Source organism: Mycobacterium kyorinense, assembly GCF_001672775.1.
Lineage (GTDB): Bacteria > Actinomycetota > Actinomycetes > Mycobacteriales > Mycobacteriaceae > Mycobacterium > Mycobacterium kyorinense_A.
Genome location: NZ_LZKJ01000087.1, coordinates 72,118 through 90,618, shown reverse-complemented (window position 1 = coordinate 90,618; position 18,501 = coordinate 72,118). Strand labels below are relative to the sequence as shown.

Below are 18,501 nucleotides of genomic sequence, written 5' to 3'. Positions count from 1 at the left end.
CGCATGGTCGAACCCCAGCCGCAGCCGACGTCGAGCAGTGTCATCCCGGGCTCCAGCTTCAGCTTGTCCAGTGCCAGATCCAACTTGGCGATCTGGGCCTCTTCGAGCGTCATGTCGTCGCGTTCGAAGTATGCGCAGGTGTACGTCATCGTGGGGTCAAGAAACAATGAGAAAAACTCATTGGAAAGATCGTAGATCGCTTGGGATTCTTCGTAGTACGGTCTTAGTTTTGTCATTTCCATCAGTTACCTATCGCGCTTTGGACCCCTCTGGAGATAGCACCTTACCGTAGCTGTGAGAGGTGATACGACCGCATCCGAACGATGTGGCGCGCACCGCAACTCAGGTCAGTTGGGAATGCCGCACTCTAGTAGGAGTAGAAGCCCTGCCCGGATTTTTTGCCTAACAGGCCCGCTTCGACCATACGCAACAACAGCGGCGGCGGGGCGTACTGCGGCTCCTTGAACTCCTCGAACATCTTGTCGGCGATCAGCTTGCACGTGTCCAGGCCAACCAGGTCGGACAGCCGCAGCGGCCCCATGGGGTGCGAGAGCCCGGCAACGACGGCCTTGTCGACGTCTTCGACGCTGGCGAAGCCGGCTTCGACCATCCGGATTGCCGACAGCAGGTAGGGCACCAGCAGCGCGTTGACCACGAACCCGGATCGGTCCGAACAACGCACCACCTGCTTGCCCAATACCTCCCTGGCGAACTGCTCGGTGCGGGCTGCGGCGGCTTCGTCGGTGACCAGCGTGCAGACCAGTTCGACCAGCGGCAACACCGGCACCGGGTTGAAAAAGTGCAACCCGAGCACCCGCTGCGGGTTTTTCGTCGCCGCGGCCAGTTTCATGATCGGAATGCTGGAGGTGTTCGACGCCAGCACCGCCTCGGGATCGATGATCGTGTTGTCGAGTTCGGCGAACAGGCCGGCCTTGACGGTCTCGTCCTCGATGACGGCTTCGATGACGAGTTGGCGGTCGGCCATGTCTTTCAGGTCGGTGGTGAAAGTCAGCAGAGCGGCGGCGTCGTCGCGTTCGCGTTCGGTGATCTTGCCCGCGCTGACGCCGCGATCCAGCGACTTGGCAATGCGATTACGCCCGGCGGTGACGAGTGCTTCGGTGGTTTCGAAGACCGTCACGCTGACGCCTGCGCGTGCTGACACCTCGGCGATCCCGGCGCCCATCTGTCCGGCCCCGACGACACCTACTCGTTCGATCATGTTCCTCCTTGCGCCGAGCGTGAAACTGTTGCGAGAAATCGGCGGAAAACTCGCAACAGTTTCACATTCGACGTAGAGCTCAGTGGAACTGGCCCTCTTCGGTGGAACCGGTCAGCGCGGTCGTCGACGAGGTCGGGTCGACGGTGGTGGCGATGCGGTCGAAGTAACCCGCGCCCACCTCACGCTGGTGCTTGGTCGCGGTGTAACCCCGCTCCTCAGCGGCGAACTCGCGCTCCTGCAACTCGACGTAGGCGCTCATCTGGTTGCGGGCATAGCCGTAGGCCAGGTCGAACATCGAGTAGTTGAGTGCGTGGAAACCGGCCAGCGTGATGAACTGGAACTTGAATCCCATTGCGGCAAGCTCCTTTTGGAACTTGGCGATGGTCGCATCGTCGAGGTGCTTCTTCCAGTTGAACGACGGCGAGCAGTTGTAGGCCAGCATCTGGTCGGGGAACTCCGCCTTGACCGACTCGGAGAACTTGCGGGCCAGCTCGAGGTCCGGTGTGCCGGTCTCCATCCAGATCAGGTCCGCGAACGGCGCGTAGGCCTTGGCCCGGGCGATGCACGGGTCGATGCCGTTGCGGGTGCGGTAGAAGCCCTCGCGGGTGCGCTCACCGGTGATGAACGGCTGGTCGCGCTCGTCGACGTCGGAGGTGATCAGCGTCGCCGCCTCGGCGTCGGTGCGGGCGATGACCACGGTGGGCACGTCGCACACGTCGGCAGCCAGCCGGGCCGAGGTCAGCGTGCGGATGTGCTGCTGAGTCGGGATCAGCACCTTGCCGCCGAGGTGGCCGCACTTCTTCTCCGACGCCAGCTGGTCCTCCCAGTGCGAGCCCGCGACACCGGCAGCGATCATCGCCTTCTGCAGCTCGAAGACGTTGAGCGCGCCGCCGAAGCCGGCCTCGCCGTCGGCGACGATCGGCGCCAGCCAGTTCTTCACCGACGTGTCGCCCTCGACCTTGGCGATCTGGTCGGCGCGCAGCAACGCGTTGTTGATCCGGCGCACCACCTGCGGCACCGAGTTGGCCGGGTACAGGCTCTGGTCGGGGTAGGTGTGGCCGGACAGGTTCGCGTCACCGGCGACCTGCCAACCGGACAGGTAGATGGCCTTCAGGCCCGCGCGAACCTGCTGGACGGCCATGTTGCCGGTGAGCGCGCCCAGCGCGTTGATGTACTCCAGGTCGTGCAGCTGCTCCCAGAGCACCTCGGCGCCCCGGCGGGCCAGCGTGTTCTCCTCGACGACGTGGCCCTGCAACGCCACCACGTCCTCGGCGCTGTAGGTGCGGGTGACGTCCTTCCACCGCGGGTTGGTGTCCCAGTCGTGCTGGATTTGCTCGGCGCTCTTCGGCGTGCCAACGGTCGACATTGAGGTGCTCCTTGAGGTTCGTCACCGCCGCGACAGACCCGAGTGGTTTCCAGGCTTGTTAACTCCGCAGCGGCTTCACTGGTTTGCTAAATCGAAGATGGCACAACTTAGCTCCGCAGGTCCACCGGTTTAAGTTGCCAACTTTGGCTAGGACTTTCCACGGATTTGCAAACCTTGCGAAGGTTGGAGTTTTCTGAACCGGTTCAGTGGTTACCGGTCAGTAACACGATTGCGCAGGTCAATGCCCATGTTTGCCGAACAGGCCGGGCCCGGCGGGTGGTTACAGCGCGAAGAGCGCGGCGACGGCTTTGGTCTCGTCGCCGACGGCGTATGTGAGCGTTGTAACAGTGCGATCCACCAGGCCGGTACCGAATTTCTCGGTGGAACCCGGCGGATGGATGTGCGAGATGATCTCCAGCTTGTCGCCCAGTGAGACCGGGGCGTCGTGCTCGATGGCCACCCGCAACGGCGCCTTCAGCATGTCCAGGTGCGACGACAGGTAGTCCTCGATCACACCCCAGTACACCGAGTTGTTCATGTGGTTGAACAGGTCGATGTCGGTGACCCGGACCGGATACTCGTGGATCTCCACGGCGTCCTCCCGGTTCCCGGCGGTCAGATACGCCTTCCACCGCAGTCGGTCGACGCTGGTCGTGCGCCGCAAGCCCGCGATGAAATCGTCGGCAATCCGCGCCGGGCCTTGGGTTTCCCGGTTGATGTTGATCCAGAAGGCCTCGGATTCCATCAGCCCGCCCTTGCGGCCGTCGATGCGGACCCGCATCTCACACCACCGATTGGACGTGCCCGAACACCACCGGCGCATGCGCAGCATGTCCTGGAACTCCACCGGGCGAATCAGGTCCACCATGGTGCGCCGGACTATCCACAACGGGTGGGTCTCTTCGAAGCCCAGTTCCCGCAGGTGGTCCTGGCCGATGTCCTGGATGTGCCGGGCTGCGGCGTCGAAGCGCAGCCGACCCTCGCGGTCGATGTCGGCAACACGGAGCGGCCATTCGAGGTCGAACACGTCGGGGTGCCCATCCGGCACCGGCATCAGCGTTTTGTCCAGGCTCACGATTTACTCCCCGATCGCTCCCCACCCTCAGCAAATCATGCCAAACCAGCACGGCAACGCGCCAATCCGATCGGGACTGCCAAGTCTGCGAACCTCGCCTTCACAAACCGGTAGCCTGGTCGGGTGTCTAAGACGTTCGTCGGCTCGCGTGTTCGCCAGTTGCGCAGCGAACGTGGGTTCAGCCAGGCCGCCCTGGCCCAGATGCTGGAGATCTCGCCCAGTTACCTCAACCAGATCGAGCACGATGTCCGGCCACTGACCGTCGCGGTGTTGCTGCGCATCACCGAGGTCTTCGGGGTCGACGCCACGTTTTTCGCCTCCCAGGACGACACCCGGCTGGTGGCCGAGCTGCGCGAGGTGACCTTGGACCGCGACCTCGACATCGACGTCGACCTGCCCGAGTTGGCCGACATGGTCGGTGCCCACCCGGGATTAGCCCGCGCGATGGTCAACCTGCACCGCCGCTACCGGATCACCACCGCGCAGCTGGCCGCGGCCACCGAAGAACGGTTCTCCGACGGCAGCGGCAGTGGGTCGATCACCATGCCGCACGAAGAGGTGCGTGACTACTTCTACCAACGCCAGAACTACCTGCACGAGTTAGACGCCGCGGCAGAGGATCTCACCGTGCGGATGCGGATGCACCGCGGGGAGCTGGCTGTCGAGCTGGCCAACCGGCTCACCGACGTGCACGGTGTGCACATCAACCGACGTATTGATCTGGGCGAGGCGGTACTGCACCGCTATGACCCGAAGGCCAAGACGTTGGATATCAGCAACCACCTGTCGTACGGGCAGCGAGTGTTCAAGATGGCCGCCGAATTGGCGTATCTGGAGTTCGGCGACCTCATCGACACCATGGTCACCGACGGCAAGTTCACCAGTGAGGAGTCACGCAAGCTGGCTCGGCTGGGCCTGGCCAACTACTTCGCCGCGGCTACGGTGCTGCCCTACCGCCAGTTTCACGACAGCGCCGAGAATTTCCGCTACGACATCGAGCGGCTCTCGTCGTTCTACCGCGTCAGCTACGAGACCATCGGGCACCGCTTGTCCACCCTGCAGCGGCCGTCGATGCGTGGCGTGCCGTTCTCCTTCGTGCGAGTCGACCGCGCCGGAAACATGTCAAAGCGCCAGTCGGCCACCGGCTTTCACTTTTCGTCCAGCGGCGGGACCTGTCCGCTGTGGAATGTCTACGAGACGTTCGCCAATCCCGGCAAGATTTTGGTGCAAATCGCTCAGATGCCCGATGGCCGCAACTACATGTGGGTGGCCCGCACGGTGGAGCGGCGCGCCGCACGGTATGGTCAGCCCGGTAAGACCTTCGCGATCGGCCTGGGCTGCGAACTGCGGCATGCCCACCGGCTCGTCTACTCGGAAGGACTCGACTTGTCGGGGGATGTCGCCACACCGATCGGCGCGGGCTGTCGGGTTTGCGAGCGCGACAACTGCCCCCAGCGGGCGTTCCCCGCGCTGGGCCGCGCACTGGACCTCGACGAGCACCGCAGCACGGTGTCGCCCTATCTGGTGAAGCAACCATGAGCAGCGCCGGCGACGATGCAGTGGGCACCCGCGAAGCTGGGGACGAAGCGATGACGAGGAGCGGCGCATGAGCACCGAGGTAGGTCGTATCCCGTCGGGGCGGTTCCGCGAATTGGGCCCGATCAACTGGGTGTTGGCGAAGCTGGGCGCGCGCACGGTTCGGGCACCGGAGTTTCATCTGTTCACGACCCTGGGTCAGCGGCGGCTGCTCTTCTGGGCATGGGCGTTTTACGGGGCCCGCCTGCTACGTGGCCGGCTGCCCGCAGTAGACACCGAGTTGGTGATCCTGCGAGTCGCGCATCTACGCGCATGCGAATACGAGCTGCAGCACCACCGTCCGATCGCACGCCGACGCGGGCTCGACGCACAAACTCAGGACGCCATCTTCGGCTGGCCCGAAGCATCCGAGGGCCTCACCGATCGACAGCAGGCGCTGCTGCGCGCCACCGACGATTTCATCGTCAACCGCACGATCAGCGACGAGGTGTGGCAGCAGTTATCCGCTCACCTCGATCGACGCCAATTGATCGAATTCTGCTTGCTGGCAGCACAATACGACGGCCTGGCCGCGACGATGTCGGCCCTGGCGATCCCGCTGGACCACCCGGAATAGGCCACTCTTAGCGACGCGTCACAGGTAGGTGGCGGCCAGTACCGCCAGGGACAGCACCACCGGAAGAATCGGTAAGCCGAACACAAAGGCGGCCAGCGGGTAGTTGCGCCGCCGTCGTTGCCGTCGCCCCCACAGCACAGCCCAGATCGCCAGCAGCACAGAGAGTCCCAACGCGGCCAGGCTCCAGCGGCTCACCGTGGTGACGGCGTTGCCCACCGACATCGCCACCAACCACGCGATGTAGCCGACGACCGCGCCGCCAGCCACACCCCACACCGACTCGGTACCCACTGTCCTAGAAGTTGATCATGTGCCCGGTCAAGCCGTGGAAGCATTCCTGCAGCGCCTCGGACATCGTCGGATGCGTATGCACGTTGCGCGCCAACTCAGTTGCGGTCAGATCCCACTTCTGCGCCAACGTGAGTTCGGGCAGCAACTCCGACACGTCGTGGCCGATCAGGTGTCCGCCGAGCAGCTCGCCGTATTTCCCGTCGGCGACCAGTTTGACGAACCCGCTGGGATCGCCGAGCCCGTGTGCCTTGCCGTTAGCGGTGAACGGGAACTTGGCGACCTTGACGTCATACCCTTCGTCGCGGGCCTGCTGCTCGGTGAGCCCGAAGCTGGCCACCTGCGGTTGGCAGAACGTTGCGCGCGGCAACATCCGATAGTCGCCAAGCGCCAAAGTTTCTGCGCCGGCGATGGTTTCGGCAGCGACAACGCCTTGCGCCTCGGCGACGTGCGCCAGTTGCAGCAGTCCGGTGACGTCACCGATGGCATAGATATGCGACACCGAGGTTCGCATGTAGTCGTTGATGCCGATCGCTTCGCGCTCGGTCAGCGCCACCCCGGCCGCGTCCAGGCCGTAGCCCTCCACATTGGGTACAAAGCCGATGGCCTGCAACACCTTATCGGCCTTGAGTTCCTCTGTGTTGCCGTCCTTGCTGACCGTGACCGTCACCTGTGATCCGTCGTCGGCGATCGACTCCACCTTGGTGCCGGTGCGCATCTTGACACCCAGCTTCTTGAACTGCTTCTCGATCTCCTTGGACACATCCGCGTCTTCGTTGGGCAGGGCCCGCGGCAGGAATTCGACGATGGTGACGTCGACGCCGTAGTTGGCCAACACGTAGCCGAACTCCATGCCGATGGCCCCGGCGCCGGCGATGACGATCGACGCCGGCAGCTCGCGGGACAGGATCTGCTCTTCGTAGGTGACGACGTTCTGGCTCAGCGACGTGCCGGGTACCAGCCGAGTGCTGCTGCCGGTGGCGATGATTGCGTTGTCGAAGGTGACCTCTTCGGTTCCGCCGTCGTTGAGTTCGACCGACAGCGTGTTGGCGTCGGTGAACCTGCCGTAGCCGTGGATCTCGGTGATCTTGTTCTTCTTCATCAGGAAGTGCACACCGGCGACCCGGCCCTCGGCGACCTTGCGGCTGCGGTCGTAGGCGATGCCGTAGTCGAAGCTGGCCTCGCCGCTGATCCCGAAGGTCTTGGCCTCTTTGGTGAAGATGTGGGCGAGTTCGGCGTTGCGCAGCAACGATTTGGACGGGATGCAGCCGACGTTGAGGCAGACTCCGCCCCAGTATTTGGGTTCGACGATTGCGGTGTTCAGGCCCAGCTGGGCGGCGCGGATCGCGGCGACGTAACCGCCGGGGCCGGCTCCGAGGACGACGACGTCATAGTGAGAAGTCACGGCACCACACTAACGGGCCGCCGGCTATCGACCGTCAGTACGGGATGATCCCGGCCAGGCAGTGGCCGCCCTGTTGGTGATGCACCTGACAGTAGTAGTGACCGTAAAGCGGGGATGCGGCCGCAGCCGAGGCGAACACGGCCGTCATCACCGCAATCGCCAACGCCGAAACCAGCGGTCTGCTCTGCACCATCGCCATCATCAACCCGACGACCGTGCACACCACGACGTAGATCAGCACGACGAACACCGCGGGTGCTTTGTCGGGCAGGGAGTACCACCAGGAGAACAAGGCCACGCCGATCACCGCTGCCGGGATCCACACCGCGGCGATCACCAGGACCAACTGCCACCACTTCAGGTAGTAGTAGCGGCCGGGCACCGTCACGGAGTGTGCGGCGGGCGGAATCGGCTCCGACGCGACCTCGGCGGGCGGCGCGGCGGGTGCGCCGGTCGACGGCACCGGAATGGCCTCGATCGACGGCGCGTCCTCTGCGCCCAGCTCGGTCCTCGGCCCGGCTGGCGGCAGCTGTGTCGTGGGCTCCGCCGGTGAGGGGTCCGGTGCGGCGGGTTTGGGCTTTCGTCGCCACCGTCGGCGCGGCCGACCCGACGTCTGCGGTTCGGTGGCTTGAGGTTGCGCGCCGGTGTCGAAGGTCGGCACGTACGGTTCGGTCTGCGGCAGCGATTCGCGGCCGTCCGGGTCTTGGTCAGGCAGAAGCCATCACCACCTCAATTGCGACGAGCGCACCAAACCAGCCGGGCGCCAGCGCCAACGCGCACGCGCCCACTGCCGTGACCCAGCGTCGTCTGGAGAGCAGGATCATCGGCAGTCCGATCACGGTGGGCACCCCGAGCACCAAACCGATGACGACATCGGGCCGGACCGGTGTCCGAACCACAACCGTCGCCGCGATACCGGCCACCAATCCGAGCGCGGTGCCGACCAGCATCGCGCTGGTCAGCAGCCATGGACGGGGTAGTGGGATCATGCCTTCCCACGGTACTGCCGTGGCTGGTGGCTACCGCGGTACCGGTCCGGCGCGTCCGCTCGGTATTGAGCATGCGTCAGTGGCCTCGGCGACCACCGGGCTGCGCTCCGGCGGCCGCTGACCGCGGGCGTAGTCGGCGCCGGTGAGCACCGCCGCGGCCGCCAGCTCGGTGTTTTCGGCGTCGGTGAAGGCACGCCCCCGAGACAGGAATCGCATTCCCTCGGGGGCTTCCAGGCTGAACCCGCCGCCGCGGCCGCGCACCACGTCGATGACGAGCTGGGTGTGCTTCCAGGCCTGAAACTGCGGGCCGGAGATCCACACCGGCACTCCGTCCCCCACGTCAAGCAGGCCCAACAACACGTCGCGGTCGCCGACGATGAAATCCCCGTCGGGATAACACATCGGCGACGACCCGTCGCAGCAGCCGCCGGACTGGTGGAACATCACCGCGCCGTGCCGCTCGATCAGCTGGCCCAGCAAATCGGCGGCGGCTGCGGTGATCACCACGCGGGCCGTCATCAGAAGAAGCCGAGCGCCTTGTCCGAGTAGGACACCATCAGGTTCTTGGTCTGCTGGTAATGCTCGAGGGCCATCTTGTGACACTCCCGGCCGAAGCCGGATTGCTTGTAACCGCCGAACGCCGCATGCGGTGGATACACGTGATAGCAGTTGACCCACACCCGGCCGGCTTTGATGTCGCGGCCGGCGCGGTAGGCGGTGTTGCCGTCGCGGCTCCACACGCCGGCACCCAGGCCGTAGAGGGTGTCGTTGGCAATGCCCATCGCGTCGGCGTAGTCGGTGAATGACGTGACCGCAACCACCGGCCCGAAAATCTCTTCCTGGAAGATCCGCATCTTGTTGTGGCCGGAGAAGATCGTCGGCTGCATGTAGTAGCCGCCCGACAGGTCACCGCCCAGCTCGGCGCGTTCGCCGCCGGTGACGACTTTGGCGCCTTCGTCCTTGCCGATCTCGATGTAGGACAAGATCTTTTCCAACTGGTCGTTGGACGCCTGCGAGCCCAGCATGGTCTCGGTGTCCAGCGGGTCGCCCTGCCGCACCGCCTTGGTGCGGATCGCCGCGAGCTCCAGGAACTCGTCGTAGATGTCGGCCTGGACCAGGCTGCGCGACGGGCAGGTGCATACCTCGCCCTGGTTGAGGGCGAACATGGTGAACCCCTCCAGCGCTTTGTCCTGGAAGTCGTCGTTGGCCGCCATCACGTCGGAGAAAAAGACGTTGGGGCTCTTGCCGCCGAGCTCCAGGGTGACCGGGATTAGGTTCTGGCTGGCGTATTGCATGATCAGTCGCCCGGTGGTGGTCTCCCCGGTGAACGCGATCTTGGCGATCCGGTCGCTCGACGCCAACGGCTTGCCTGCCTCGGCGCCGAATCCGTTGACCACGTTGACCACTCCCGGCGGCAACAGGTCACCGATCAGGCTCATCAGGTAGAGGATGGAGGCCGGGGTCTGCTCGGCCGGTTTGAGCACCACGGTGTTGCCGGCGGCCAGCGCCGGCGCCAGTTTCCAGGCGCCCATCAGGATCGGGAAGTTCCACGGAATGATCTGTCCGACCACGCCCAGTGGCTCGTGGAAGTGGTAGGCGACGGTGTCGTCGTCGATCTGCGACAGCGAACCTTCCTGCGCCCGAATCGCGGCGGCGAAGTACCGGAAATGGTCGGCGGCCAACGGGATATCGGCACTGAGCGCCTCCCGGATGGGTTTGCCGTTGTCCCAGGCTTCCGCCAGCGCCAGGTCCTCTCGATGGGCGTCGATGCGGTCGGCGATCTTGGCCAGGATCGCGGCGCGCTGCGCAGGGGCGGTCTTACCCCACGCCGGCGCGGCACCGTGCGCGGCGTCGAGGGCCTTGTCGATGTCGGTTTCGTCGGAGCGGGGCACCTCGCAGAAGGACTGACCGGTCACCGGCGTCGGGTTCTCGAAATACCGGCCCGCCGCCGGCGCCACCCACTCGCCCCCGATGAAGTTGTCATACCGGGATTCAAAGCTCATCAGCGCGTCTGCAGAACCCGGACGTGCGTAGACGGTCATCGGATCAACTCCTCGTGTCACGGTGTTACACAGCTCACAGTACCGCTGCGGTCACAATGACTTCCATGCCTTGCTCGCGCGGCGACGATGCAGAGCGCGAGCGCGATGAGGAGGAGCCGCGCACATGCCTCAGGAGTTGGACGACCCCTATCTGTGGCTGGAGGACATCGCCGGCGACGACGCGCTGGACTGGGTGCGCGCTCGCAACGAACCGACCGTCGACGAGTTTTCCGGTGCGCAGTTCGAGCAGATGCGCGCCGAGGCTCTCGAGGTGCTCGACACCGATGCCCGCATCCCCTATGTGCGGCGCCGCGGCGAATACCTGTACAACTTCTGGCGCGACGCCGCCAACCCCCGCGGTCTGTGGCGGCGCACCACCTTGGACAGTTACCGCAGCGACACCCCCGAATGGGATGTGCTGATCGATGTCGACGAACTGGCCCGCGCCGACGACGAGAACTGGGTGTGGGCCGGCGCGCAGGTCATCGAACCCGACCACACCCGCGCCCTGGTCGGACTGTCGCGCGGCGGCTCCGACGCGGCGATCGTTCGTGAATTCGACATGGCGGCACGCGAATTCGTTGCCGGCGGGTTCGAGTTGCCGGAAGCCAAGTCGCAAGTCAGCTGGCTTGAGCCGGAGATTCTGCTGGTGGGCACCGACTTTGGTGGTGACTCGTTGACCGAATCCGGCTATCCGCGGGTCGTCAAGCGATGGCGCCGCGGCACGCCACTGACGGCTGCCGAGACCGTCTTCGAGGGATCACGCGAAGACGTCACCGTGTCGGCGGGAGCCGACCGCACACCGGGTTTCGAGCGCACCTTCGTCAACCGCGCCATCGACTTCTTCAACGACGAGGTCTACGAACTGCGCGGCTCCCCGGATGGTTGCGAGTTGATCCGCATCGACGCCCCCACCGACGCGACGGTGTCGGTGCACCGGCAATGGCTGTTGATCGAGTTGCGCACTGACTGGTTGACCGGCAGCGCCTCGTATGTCGCGGGCTCGCTGCTGGCCGCCGACTACGACGAATTTCTCGCGGGCACAGCCCAGTTGCGGGTGGTGTTCGAGCCCGACGAGCACACCAGCCTGCACCACTACGCGTGGACGCGTGATCGGCTGGTGATCGTCACGCTGGCCGATGTGGCCAGTCGCGTCGAAATCGCCACTCCGGGCAGTTGGGAGCGCCGTCCGGTCACCGACGTGCCGGCCAACACCAACACCGTGATCGCGGCGGCCGACGACATCGGTGACGAGATCTTTTTGGACTCCAGCGGATTCGATACCCCGTCGCGGTTGCTGCACGGACCCGTCGACGGACCGCTGCGTGAGATCAAGTCCGCCCCGGCCTTTTTCGATGCCGAGAACCTCACTGTCACCCAGCATTTCGTGTCGTCGCGGGACGGCACGTCGATCCCCTACTTCGTGGTGCGGCCCGCCGAGGCGAAGGGGCCCACCCTGCTGGGTGGCTACGGCGGTTTCGAAGTGGCCCGCACCCCCGGATACGACGGGGTGCTGGGCCGGCTGTGGCTGGCCCGCGGCGGCACCTATGTGCTGGCCAACATCCGCGGCGGCGGCGAGTACGGTCCGGGCTGGCACACCCAGGCGATGCGCGCAGGCCGGCACAAGGTGGCCGAGGATTTCGCGGCGGTGGCAGCCGATCTGGTGGACCGCGGGATCACCACGGTGCCGCAACTGGGCGCGCAGGGCGGCAGCAACGGCGGGCTGCTGATGGGGATCATGTTGACCCAATATCCGCAGTTGTTCGGCGCGCTGGTGTGCCAGGTGCCGCTGCTAGACATGCGGCGCTACCACCTACTTCTGGCCGGGGCGTCCTGGGTGGCCGAATACGGCGATCCCGACGATCCCGCGGACTGGGAGTTCATCTCGAAATACTCGCCGTATCACCATATTTCGTCGGATCGGCAGTACCCGCCGGTGCTGATCACCACGTCGACCCGCGACGATCGGGTGCATCCGGGGCATGCCCGCAAGATGACCGCCGCGCTGGAAGCGGCCGGACACCGGGTCTGGTACTACGAAAACATCGAGGGCGGCCACGCCGGCGCGGCCGACAACGCCCAGACCGCGTTCAAGTCCGCGCTGAGCTTCGCATTCCTGTGGCGGATGCTGGCGCGTTGAGGTTGACGTCTAATAGCACGGCTTTGCGGGCACTCTTATGTCGATGTCTGCGCAGCTACCCGGGATCCTGCAATCGCTGGCCCCCATCCTGGACCGTCACGGCTATGCAGCAGTAGTGGCTCTGGTCGGCGTGGAGGGCTTCGGCATTCCGGCTCCCGGCCAAACCGTGTTGATCGCCGCCGGCATCTACGCCGGAGCCGGCCAGCTGAACCTGGCCGTCGTGCTGGCGTTGGGATTGGTGGCTGCCGTCGCCGGTGACAACATCGGCTATGCCATCGGTCATTTCGCCGGCCGGCCGTTGGTACTGCGCTTCGGTCGCTACGTATTCCTGACTGAGGACCGGCTCGCCACGGCCGAGCGGTTCTTCGCCAAACACGGCAACGTCGTCGTACCGGTCGCCCGGTTCATCGATGGACTGCGGCAGGCCAACGGAGTGGTGGCCGGCCTGGCGCACATGCGCTGGTGGCGCTTTCTGGCCTACAACGTGCTGGGCGCCATCGCGTGGGTCAGCCTCTGGGTTCTCGTCGGCTATGTGGCCGGCGACCACATCACCGCGATTTACACCGAATTCCAGCACTACGAAAAGTACTTTTTGGCGGCGTTGGCCGCTGCCGTGATCGCCGTGTCCATCCGGTGGCTGATCAAACGCCGGCGACGCCGCTCCCCTGCCGCCGACAACTGCGACAACAGGCCGCCCTAGTTGTCGTGCGTTCCGGGCAGCCGCAGCACCAGACGCGCTCCGCCCAGCGAGCTGGTCTCCAACGCCGCGCTGCCGCCGTGCAATTCGGCCTGCTGGGCAACCAGCGCCAGCCCCAGGCCCGAACCCGACCGCGACGCCGTCGACCCGCGGGAGAACCGTTCGAAGACCGCGGCCCGTTCTTCTTCGGGCACACCACTGCCGTTGTCGTCGATCGCAAGTTCCACGCCATAGGCGGAACTGGTTGCGCTGAGCAGGATTTCGGTGGCGCCACCGTGCTTGACCGCGTTGGCGATCGCATTATCGACCACCAGCCGCAGCCCGACCGGCAGCCCCACCATCAGCACAGTCGGCGAGGGCACCAGCGACACATCCAGGTCGGGATAAACCCGGACCGCGTCGTGCGCGGCGCGATCCAGCAGTTCGGTGATGTCGAACGGGACGAAATCGTCGACAGTGGTCAGTTCACTTTGGGCCAGCCGTTCGAGCGCCGACAATGTCGCCTCGATCCTGCCTTGGGTGCGGATGACGTCGCCGACGACTTCTTTGCGCTGCTCGGCGGGCAACTCGAGGGTCGACAGCACCTCCAAGTTGGTGCGCATGGCGGTCAACGGCGTGCGCAGCTCATGGGAGGCCACTGCGGCGAAGTCACGCGCGGATTCCAAGGCGGCTTTGGTGCGTTGCTGCTCGTTGCCGATGCGGGCCAGCATTCCCTCGACCGCCTCGGCGATTTCCACCGCCTCCTGCACGCCACGGACCTGGACTTCGTCGGGTTTGGACTGCGCGTTGATGGCTCGCGCCTGCTGGGCCAGCAGCCGGAACGGATTAACCATGATCAGCGAGATCACCCAGCCGACGAGAACCGTGCCGACGATGACGCCGCCGCAGATCAACAAAACCCGCAGATGCAGTTCGTTGATTCGGTTCTGAGCTTCGGCCAACGGGGCGCCGAGCGCAATCGAGGCGTGGCCGGCGGTGAACGTGCGAACCCGATATTCGACGCCGTTGATGGTGGTATCGGCATAGCCGTTGTCCAGTTTTGGCAACACGATGTCGCTGGGCACCGATACGGTCGCGGGCCCGATGCGCGCGGTGCGCACCAGATCGCCGCTCGGCGTCGGCTGGTCGCCGTCGGGGTTGCTCAGCAGCGTGCTGATGTCGCCCAGGCTGCTTACCGAGTCCAGTCGGCGGTCCAGCTGGTTGTGTTGATCGTTGGTCACGCCGATCCACACCCAGGCGCCAAGGGTCAAAACCAGGATCACCACCGAGAGCGCGGCGATGAAGACGATGGTGCGTAGCGACAACATTCGCATCAGCAGCCGTTGCAGCCGATGCCAGCGAGTGTCCGGCTCCACGCAGGACATCTTGCCCGACGACAGTGTTACCGTCGCTCCAGCCACCTGCCGATCGACCGTCGCGTCGATTCGGACGTCGTCGTTGATCAAGGTGAGTCGATCGAGCGGCACCGCACCGGCTGCCAGAATTCCGTCGAGCAGGCGATGCCGGTCCAGCAGCGTCGCCAGCGGGGAGCTCGCACATCGAGAGCCGACGATCGCCACATCGAACCGATTCACGCTCAGCTACCTAGTGCAAAGTTAAGGAAATAGTATGACTTTTAAGGGCGTGGTAAGAGTCGAAGTCCGCCGAGCGTGAAGCTGGGTTCACTCTGGCGCTCGAGCGTGAACTCAACTTCACGCTCGTTGAACAAGCGGCCATCGGCGCGGCCCGCTGGACACGCACTCTAGGAACGACTTCGCTTGAGCGATGCCCACACCTGAATTCCAAACACTGCTGTACACGACGGCCGGTCCGGTCGCCACCATCACCTTGAACCGGCCCGAGCAACTCAACACCATCGTCCCGCCGATGCCCGACGAGATCGAGGCCGCGGTCGGCCTGGCCGAACGCGACCAGGAGATCAAAGTGATCGTGTTGCGCGGTGCCGGGCGGGCGTTCTCCGGCGGTTACGACTTCGGTGGCGGCTTCCAACACTGGGGCGAAACCATGATGACCGACGGCCGATGGGATCCGGGCAAGGATTTCGCGATGGTCAGCGCCCGCGAAACCGGGCCGACCCAGAAATTCATGGCGATCTGGCGGGCGTCCAAACCGGTGATCGCGCAGGTGCACGGCTGGTGCGTCGGCGGAGCCAGCGATTACGCGCTGTGCGCCGACCTCGTCATCGCCAGTGAGGACGCCGTGATCGGCACCCCGTACAGCCGGATGTGGGGCGCATACCTGACCGGCATGTGGCTTTATCGGCTCAGTTTGGCCAAGGTCAAGTGGCATTCGCTGACCGGCCGGCCGCTGACCGGTGTGCAGGCCGCCGAGGTCGAGCTGATCAACGAGGCGGTGCCGTTCGAGCGGCTGGAGGCCCGCGTCGCCGAAATCGCGGCTGAGTTGGCGCGAATCCCGTTGTCGCAGTTACGAGCTCAGAAGCTCATTGTCAACCAGGCCTACGAGAACATGGGTCTGGCGTCGACGCAGACGCTCGGCGGCATCCTCGACGGCCTGATGCGCAACACTCCCGACGCGCTGGAGTTCATCCAGACCGCCGCCACCGACGGGGTGCGCGCCGCCATCGAGCGTCGCGACGGGCCGTTCGGCGACTACAGCCAGGCCCCGCCGGACCTACGGCCCGACCCGTCGCACGTCATCACGCCGTGAGCTACTGGCTGGGTGGCATCAGGACGGTGTCGATCATGTACACCTGCGCGTTAGCGGTGGGTACGCCACCGCAGACCAGACCCGCGTTGTTGAATCTGAGATCGTTGCCCTGACCGGTCACACTCACGGTGTCGCCTTGCAGAGTCTTCTGGGCGCCAACAACTTTCGTCGGACTCAGCTGGCCCTGCACGACGTGGTAGGTCAGGATGTTCTTCAACATGCCGGAGTTGGTCTTCAGCTCGTCGATGGTGGAGGCCGGCAACTTGTTGAATGCGGCGTCGGTGGGCGCGAACACCGTGTACTGACCGTTGTTGAGCGTGTCGACGAGGTTGACGTTGGGATTGAGTTGACCCGATACCGCTGCGGTCAAAGTCGTGAGCTCTGGGTTGTTCGACGCGGCTGTCGCCACTGGGTCCTGCGACATGCCCTGCACCGATGCCGGACCATCGGGATGCAGCGCCGCGTAGTCCGCGCATCCGGGGCCGACCGGATCGGCCGCCGCCACGGTCGGGGCAGTAACCGCCGCCAGGCTGACGGCGGCCGCCGCCGCGAAACCAGTTGCTGCAATCGTCTTGTTCATGCTTTGGGCTCCCTTTGTTATGACAGGTCTGTCACTGTGTATTCGGAGCCGTAGGCACGGCGGATCGTCGGTTAGCCGTAGGTGAATGAAAACACCTGTAGTCCTGCGCTAGCACGCACTTCCAGTTGTCCGCGGGCCACCTGGCTGCCCGCCACGAGCTGATGCGAGGTTGGCGGTCCGCTGATCGGCACGGTGGTCGATGTGCCGTCGCGGATCACCGAGACGGAACCGGTGCCGCCGACCACGAGGTAGACGTTCTTGGCGTAATAGTTGAGTTCGATGCCCGAAGCGTCGCCCTGCGCCGTCGCGCCCTGGTAGTCCAACGCCCACGAACCCCGCAGAGCGAAGGAATCATTCGGCAGCGTCGGCGGGTAGGCGAATGTCGCCGAGCCTTCGTCGTAGACGCCACCGCCGGCGTAGTTGACCGCCTTGCCCACTCCGAGATACGTCTCGGGAGTCAGGCCGAGCGGCGGAGTGGTGTCGGGCGCGTCGACCGGCGCGGGCAATGCGATACCGGGGTGGGCGTCGGCGAGCAGCTGGCGGATCAGTTTCTCGGTGCCCCCGTAGTCGCCCTCGCCGAATTTGATGTGCCGCACAGTGCCGCCGGCGTCGATCAAATATTCGGCAGGCCAGTAGCGGTTGCGGTAGTTCGTCCAGGTGGAGTAGCCGTTGTCCAGTGCAATCGGGTACGTGATGCCCAGATCGGCGGCGCCTTTTTTGACATTGCCGGCGACCTTTTCGAACGCGTACTCGGGGGTGTGTACGCCGATCACGTCGAACCCCTTGTCCCGGTAGGTCTGATACCAGCCCTGGACGTGCGGAATGGCGCGTTGACAGTTGATGCACGAATACGCCCAGAAGTCGACGAGCACCACTCTGCCCCGCAGCGAGGACAGCCCGATGGGAGTATCGCCGGCTGTATTCAGCCACCCGGCAATGTTTTTGATGTCCGGCGCTGGGCCGCAGTTCTGCAGCGCTGGTGCGCCGTTTGTGCAATTGTCCAGCTGCCTGTTCTGGCCGGTGACGATGCCGCCAAGCCTTTCCCGAATCTGTTCATCGCCGCCGAGCTGGTTCTGCAGCGAGCCGGTGTAATCGGGGATCGCCCGCTGCAGCATTGCGGGGAGGTTGAACACCAGCGCCACCGCCAGCAGGATGGTCACGATGCCTGCCACAACGCGGATTTCGCGCTGGCGACGTCGAAATGCGCTGACCCGCTCGACCACTCGTTGACCGGCCAGCGCGAAGAACAACAAGGGCGTTGCGGCGCCCACCGCGAACGTAGCGGTGAGAACGATGGTATCCAAGCCGATCGACGCGGTGGCACCGGCAACGACGATCGCGGCAAGAACCGGTCCGGCACACGGGACATAGAGCACCCCCAGCGCCAGCCCGAAACCGAATCCGTTTGCACCGGGCGCGATCTGCATATGGGGTACGCGCGAGAACGGCCGTTCCAGTAGTTGCTCGACCCGGGGGAAGATCAGGCCCAGCCCGATCACCACCAACGCGACCAGCGCGGCCCAGCGAATCGCGTCCTGCGGCAGGTGCAGCAGCGACAGCAGTGCCGAGCCGACCAGAGTGACCGCGGTGAAGCTGCACACCAGGCCGCCGATCACCCAGTACGGCCGCAAAGACACGCGCTTTGGCTTGACCGCAACCGCAACCCCGCCGCCGGAGCCCACCGGCTCAGGGACGCCGCTGCGCTGGGCGCCCGAGAAGAAGATCACCGGCAGGACGGGAAGTATGCACGGCGATATGCCGGTCACGAAACCTCCGACCAGCCCGATCAGTGCAAGCGTCAACATGTCCGGTATTCGCAGCCAAGCCGGAGTTGGATCGCTTTCTCACCCGGCGAGTTCGCTGCCTGACAAGCCCGCTGAA

At 65.0% G+C, this 18,501-nt stretch carries 18 protein-coding genes; 5 read left to right on the top strand and 13 right to left on the bottom strand.

Annotated elements, in window-relative coordinates:
• The 4 genes from A5707_RS09610 to A5707_RS09595 all read right to left on the bottom strand — a co-directional run.
• The coding region (locus tag A5707_RS09610) for a class I SAM-dependent methyltransferase (RefSeq protein WP_197495296.1) at nucleotides 1–236 on the bottom strand (236 nt) is incomplete at its 3' end.
• Nucleotides 237–367: 131 nt separating this feature from the next.
• Nucleotides 368–1,219: a 3-hydroxybutyryl-CoA dehydrogenase gene (locus tag A5707_RS09605; RefSeq protein WP_065014261.1), complete on the bottom strand. Its 852-nt coding sequence runs from the start codon at nucleotides 1,217–1,219 to the stop codon at nucleotides 368–370.
• A 79-nt stretch (nucleotides 1,220–1,298) separates the two neighbouring features.
• Nucleotides 1,299–2,585: an isocitrate lyase gene (gene aceA / locus A5707_RS09600; RefSeq protein ID WP_065014260.1), complete on the bottom strand. Its 1,287-nt coding sequence runs from the start codon at nucleotides 2,583–2,585 to the stop codon at nucleotides 1,299–1,301.
• A 280-nt stretch (nucleotides 2,586–2,865) separates the two neighbouring features.
• The gene (locus tag A5707_RS09595) at nucleotides 2,866–3,660 is read right to left on the bottom strand and encodes an acyl-[acyl-carrier-protein] thioesterase (RefSeq protein ID WP_065014259.1); all 795 of its coding nucleotides are present in this window, start codon (nucleotides 3,658–3,660) and stop codon (nucleotides 2,866–2,868) included.
• Between the two features lie 123 nt (nucleotides 3,661–3,783).
• Between A5707_RS09595 and ramB the strand changes: the two genes are divergently transcribed.
• Both ramB and A5707_RS09585 read left to right on the top strand, forming a co-directional pair.
• Nucleotides 3,784–5,199 carry an acetate metabolism transcriptional regulator RamB gene (ramB, locus tag A5707_RS09590; RefSeq protein WP_065014258.1) on the top strand — a complete coding sequence of 472 codons (1,416 nt, stop codon included), beginning with the start codon at nucleotides 3,784–3,786 and terminating at the stop codon, nucleotides 5,197–5,199.
• Nucleotides 5,200–5,266: 67 nt separating this feature from the next.
• On the top strand, nucleotides 5,267–5,812 hold the full coding sequence (locus A5707_RS09585; protein WP_065014257.1) for a carboxymuconolactone decarboxylase family protein: 546 nt from the start codon (nucleotides 5,267–5,269) through the stop codon (nucleotides 5,810–5,812).
• An 18-nt stretch (nucleotides 5,813–5,830) separates the two neighbouring features.
• Here the strand turns inward: A5707_RS09585 and A5707_RS09580 are convergent, their stop codons facing one another.
• From A5707_RS09580 to A5707_RS09555, 6 genes are read right to left on the bottom strand one after another with little or no spacing between them, the layout of a single operon-like run.
• Nucleotides 5,831–6,103 carry a hypothetical protein gene (locus A5707_RS09580; RefSeq protein ID WP_065014256.1) on the bottom strand — a complete coding sequence of 91 codons (273 nt, stop codon included), beginning with the start codon at nucleotides 6,101–6,103 and terminating at the stop codon, nucleotides 5,831–5,833.
• A gap of 4 nt (nucleotides 6,104–6,107) precedes the next feature.
• Entirely contained in the window at nucleotides 6,108–7,505 is a 1,398-nt protein-coding gene (lpdA, locus tag A5707_RS09575; protein WP_065014255.1) for a dihydrolipoyl dehydrogenase, read from the bottom strand.
• 34 nt (nucleotides 7,506–7,539) lie between these two features.
• Complete coding sequence (locus A5707_RS09570; protein WP_419866406.1) at nucleotides 7,540–8,220, bottom strand: hypothetical protein; 681 nt, start codon at nucleotides 8,218–8,220, stop codon at nucleotides 7,540–7,542.
• Nucleotides 8,213–8,494 carry a putative holin gene (locus tag A5707_RS09565; protein ID WP_065014253.1) on the bottom strand — a complete coding sequence of 94 codons (282 nt, stop codon included), beginning with the start codon at nucleotides 8,492–8,494 and terminating at the stop codon, nucleotides 8,213–8,215. The genes A5707_RS09570 and A5707_RS09565 overlap by 8 nt, the downstream gene beginning before the upstream one ends.
• 30 nt (nucleotides 8,495–8,524) lie before the next feature.
• On the bottom strand, nucleotides 8,525–9,013 hold the full coding sequence (locus tag A5707_RS09560; protein ID WP_065014252.1) for a DUF779 domain-containing protein: 489 nt from the start codon (nucleotides 9,011–9,013) through the stop codon (nucleotides 8,525–8,527).
• Entirely contained in the window at nucleotides 9,013–10,536 is a 1,524-nt protein-coding gene (locus A5707_RS09555) for an aldehyde dehydrogenase family protein (RefSeq protein WP_065014251.1), read from the bottom strand. The genes A5707_RS09560 and A5707_RS09555 overlap by 1 nt, the downstream gene beginning before the upstream one ends.
• A gap of 124 nt (nucleotides 10,537–10,660) precedes the next feature.
• Here A5707_RS09555 and A5707_RS09550 point away from each other — a divergent pair, with 124 nt between their 5' ends.
• Complete coding sequence (locus A5707_RS09550; protein WP_065014250.1) at nucleotides 10,661–12,676, top strand: prolyl oligopeptidase family serine peptidase; 2,016 nt, start codon at nucleotides 10,661–10,663, stop codon at nucleotides 12,674–12,676.
• 43 nt (nucleotides 12,677–12,719) lie between these two features.
• Nucleotides 12,720–13,376, top strand: coding sequence for a DedA family protein (locus A5707_RS09545; RefSeq protein ID WP_065014274.1), 657 nt, complete (start codon nucleotides 12,720–12,722; stop codon nucleotides 13,374–13,376).
• On the opposite strand, the gene A5707_RS09540 is transcribed toward A5707_RS09545, so the two are convergent.
• Nucleotides 13,373–14,686 (bottom strand): sensor histidine kinase, encoded by a 1,314-nt coding sequence (locus A5707_RS09540; RefSeq protein WP_065014273.1) that lies wholly within the window; start codon nucleotides 14,684–14,686, stop codon nucleotides 13,373–13,375. The two genes, A5707_RS09545 and A5707_RS09540, sit on opposite strands and share 4 nt — an antisense overlap.
• A gap of 451 nt (nucleotides 14,687–15,137) precedes the next feature.
• On the opposite strand from A5707_RS09540, the gene A5707_RS09535 reads away from it, so the two are divergent.
• Nucleotides 15,138–16,040 carry a crotonase/enoyl-CoA hydratase family protein gene (locus tag A5707_RS09535; RefSeq protein WP_065014249.1) on the top strand — a complete coding sequence of 301 codons (903 nt, stop codon included), beginning with the start codon at nucleotides 15,138–15,140 and terminating at the stop codon, nucleotides 16,038–16,040.
• Between the two features lies 1 nt (nucleotide 16,041).
• On the opposite strand, the gene A5707_RS09530 is transcribed toward A5707_RS09535, so the two are convergent.
• On the bottom strand, nucleotides 16,042–16,620 hold the full coding sequence (locus A5707_RS09530; protein WP_065014248.1) for a fasciclin domain-containing protein: 579 nt from the start codon (nucleotides 16,618–16,620) through the stop codon (nucleotides 16,042–16,044).
• 71 nt (nucleotides 16,621–16,691) lie between these two features.
• Complete coding sequence (locus A5707_RS09525; protein WP_065014247.1) at nucleotides 16,692–18,425, bottom strand: cytochrome c biogenesis protein DipZ; 1,734 nt, start codon at nucleotides 18,423–18,425, stop codon at nucleotides 16,692–16,694.
• Between the last annotated feature and the right edge of the window lie 76 nt (nucleotides 18,426–18,501).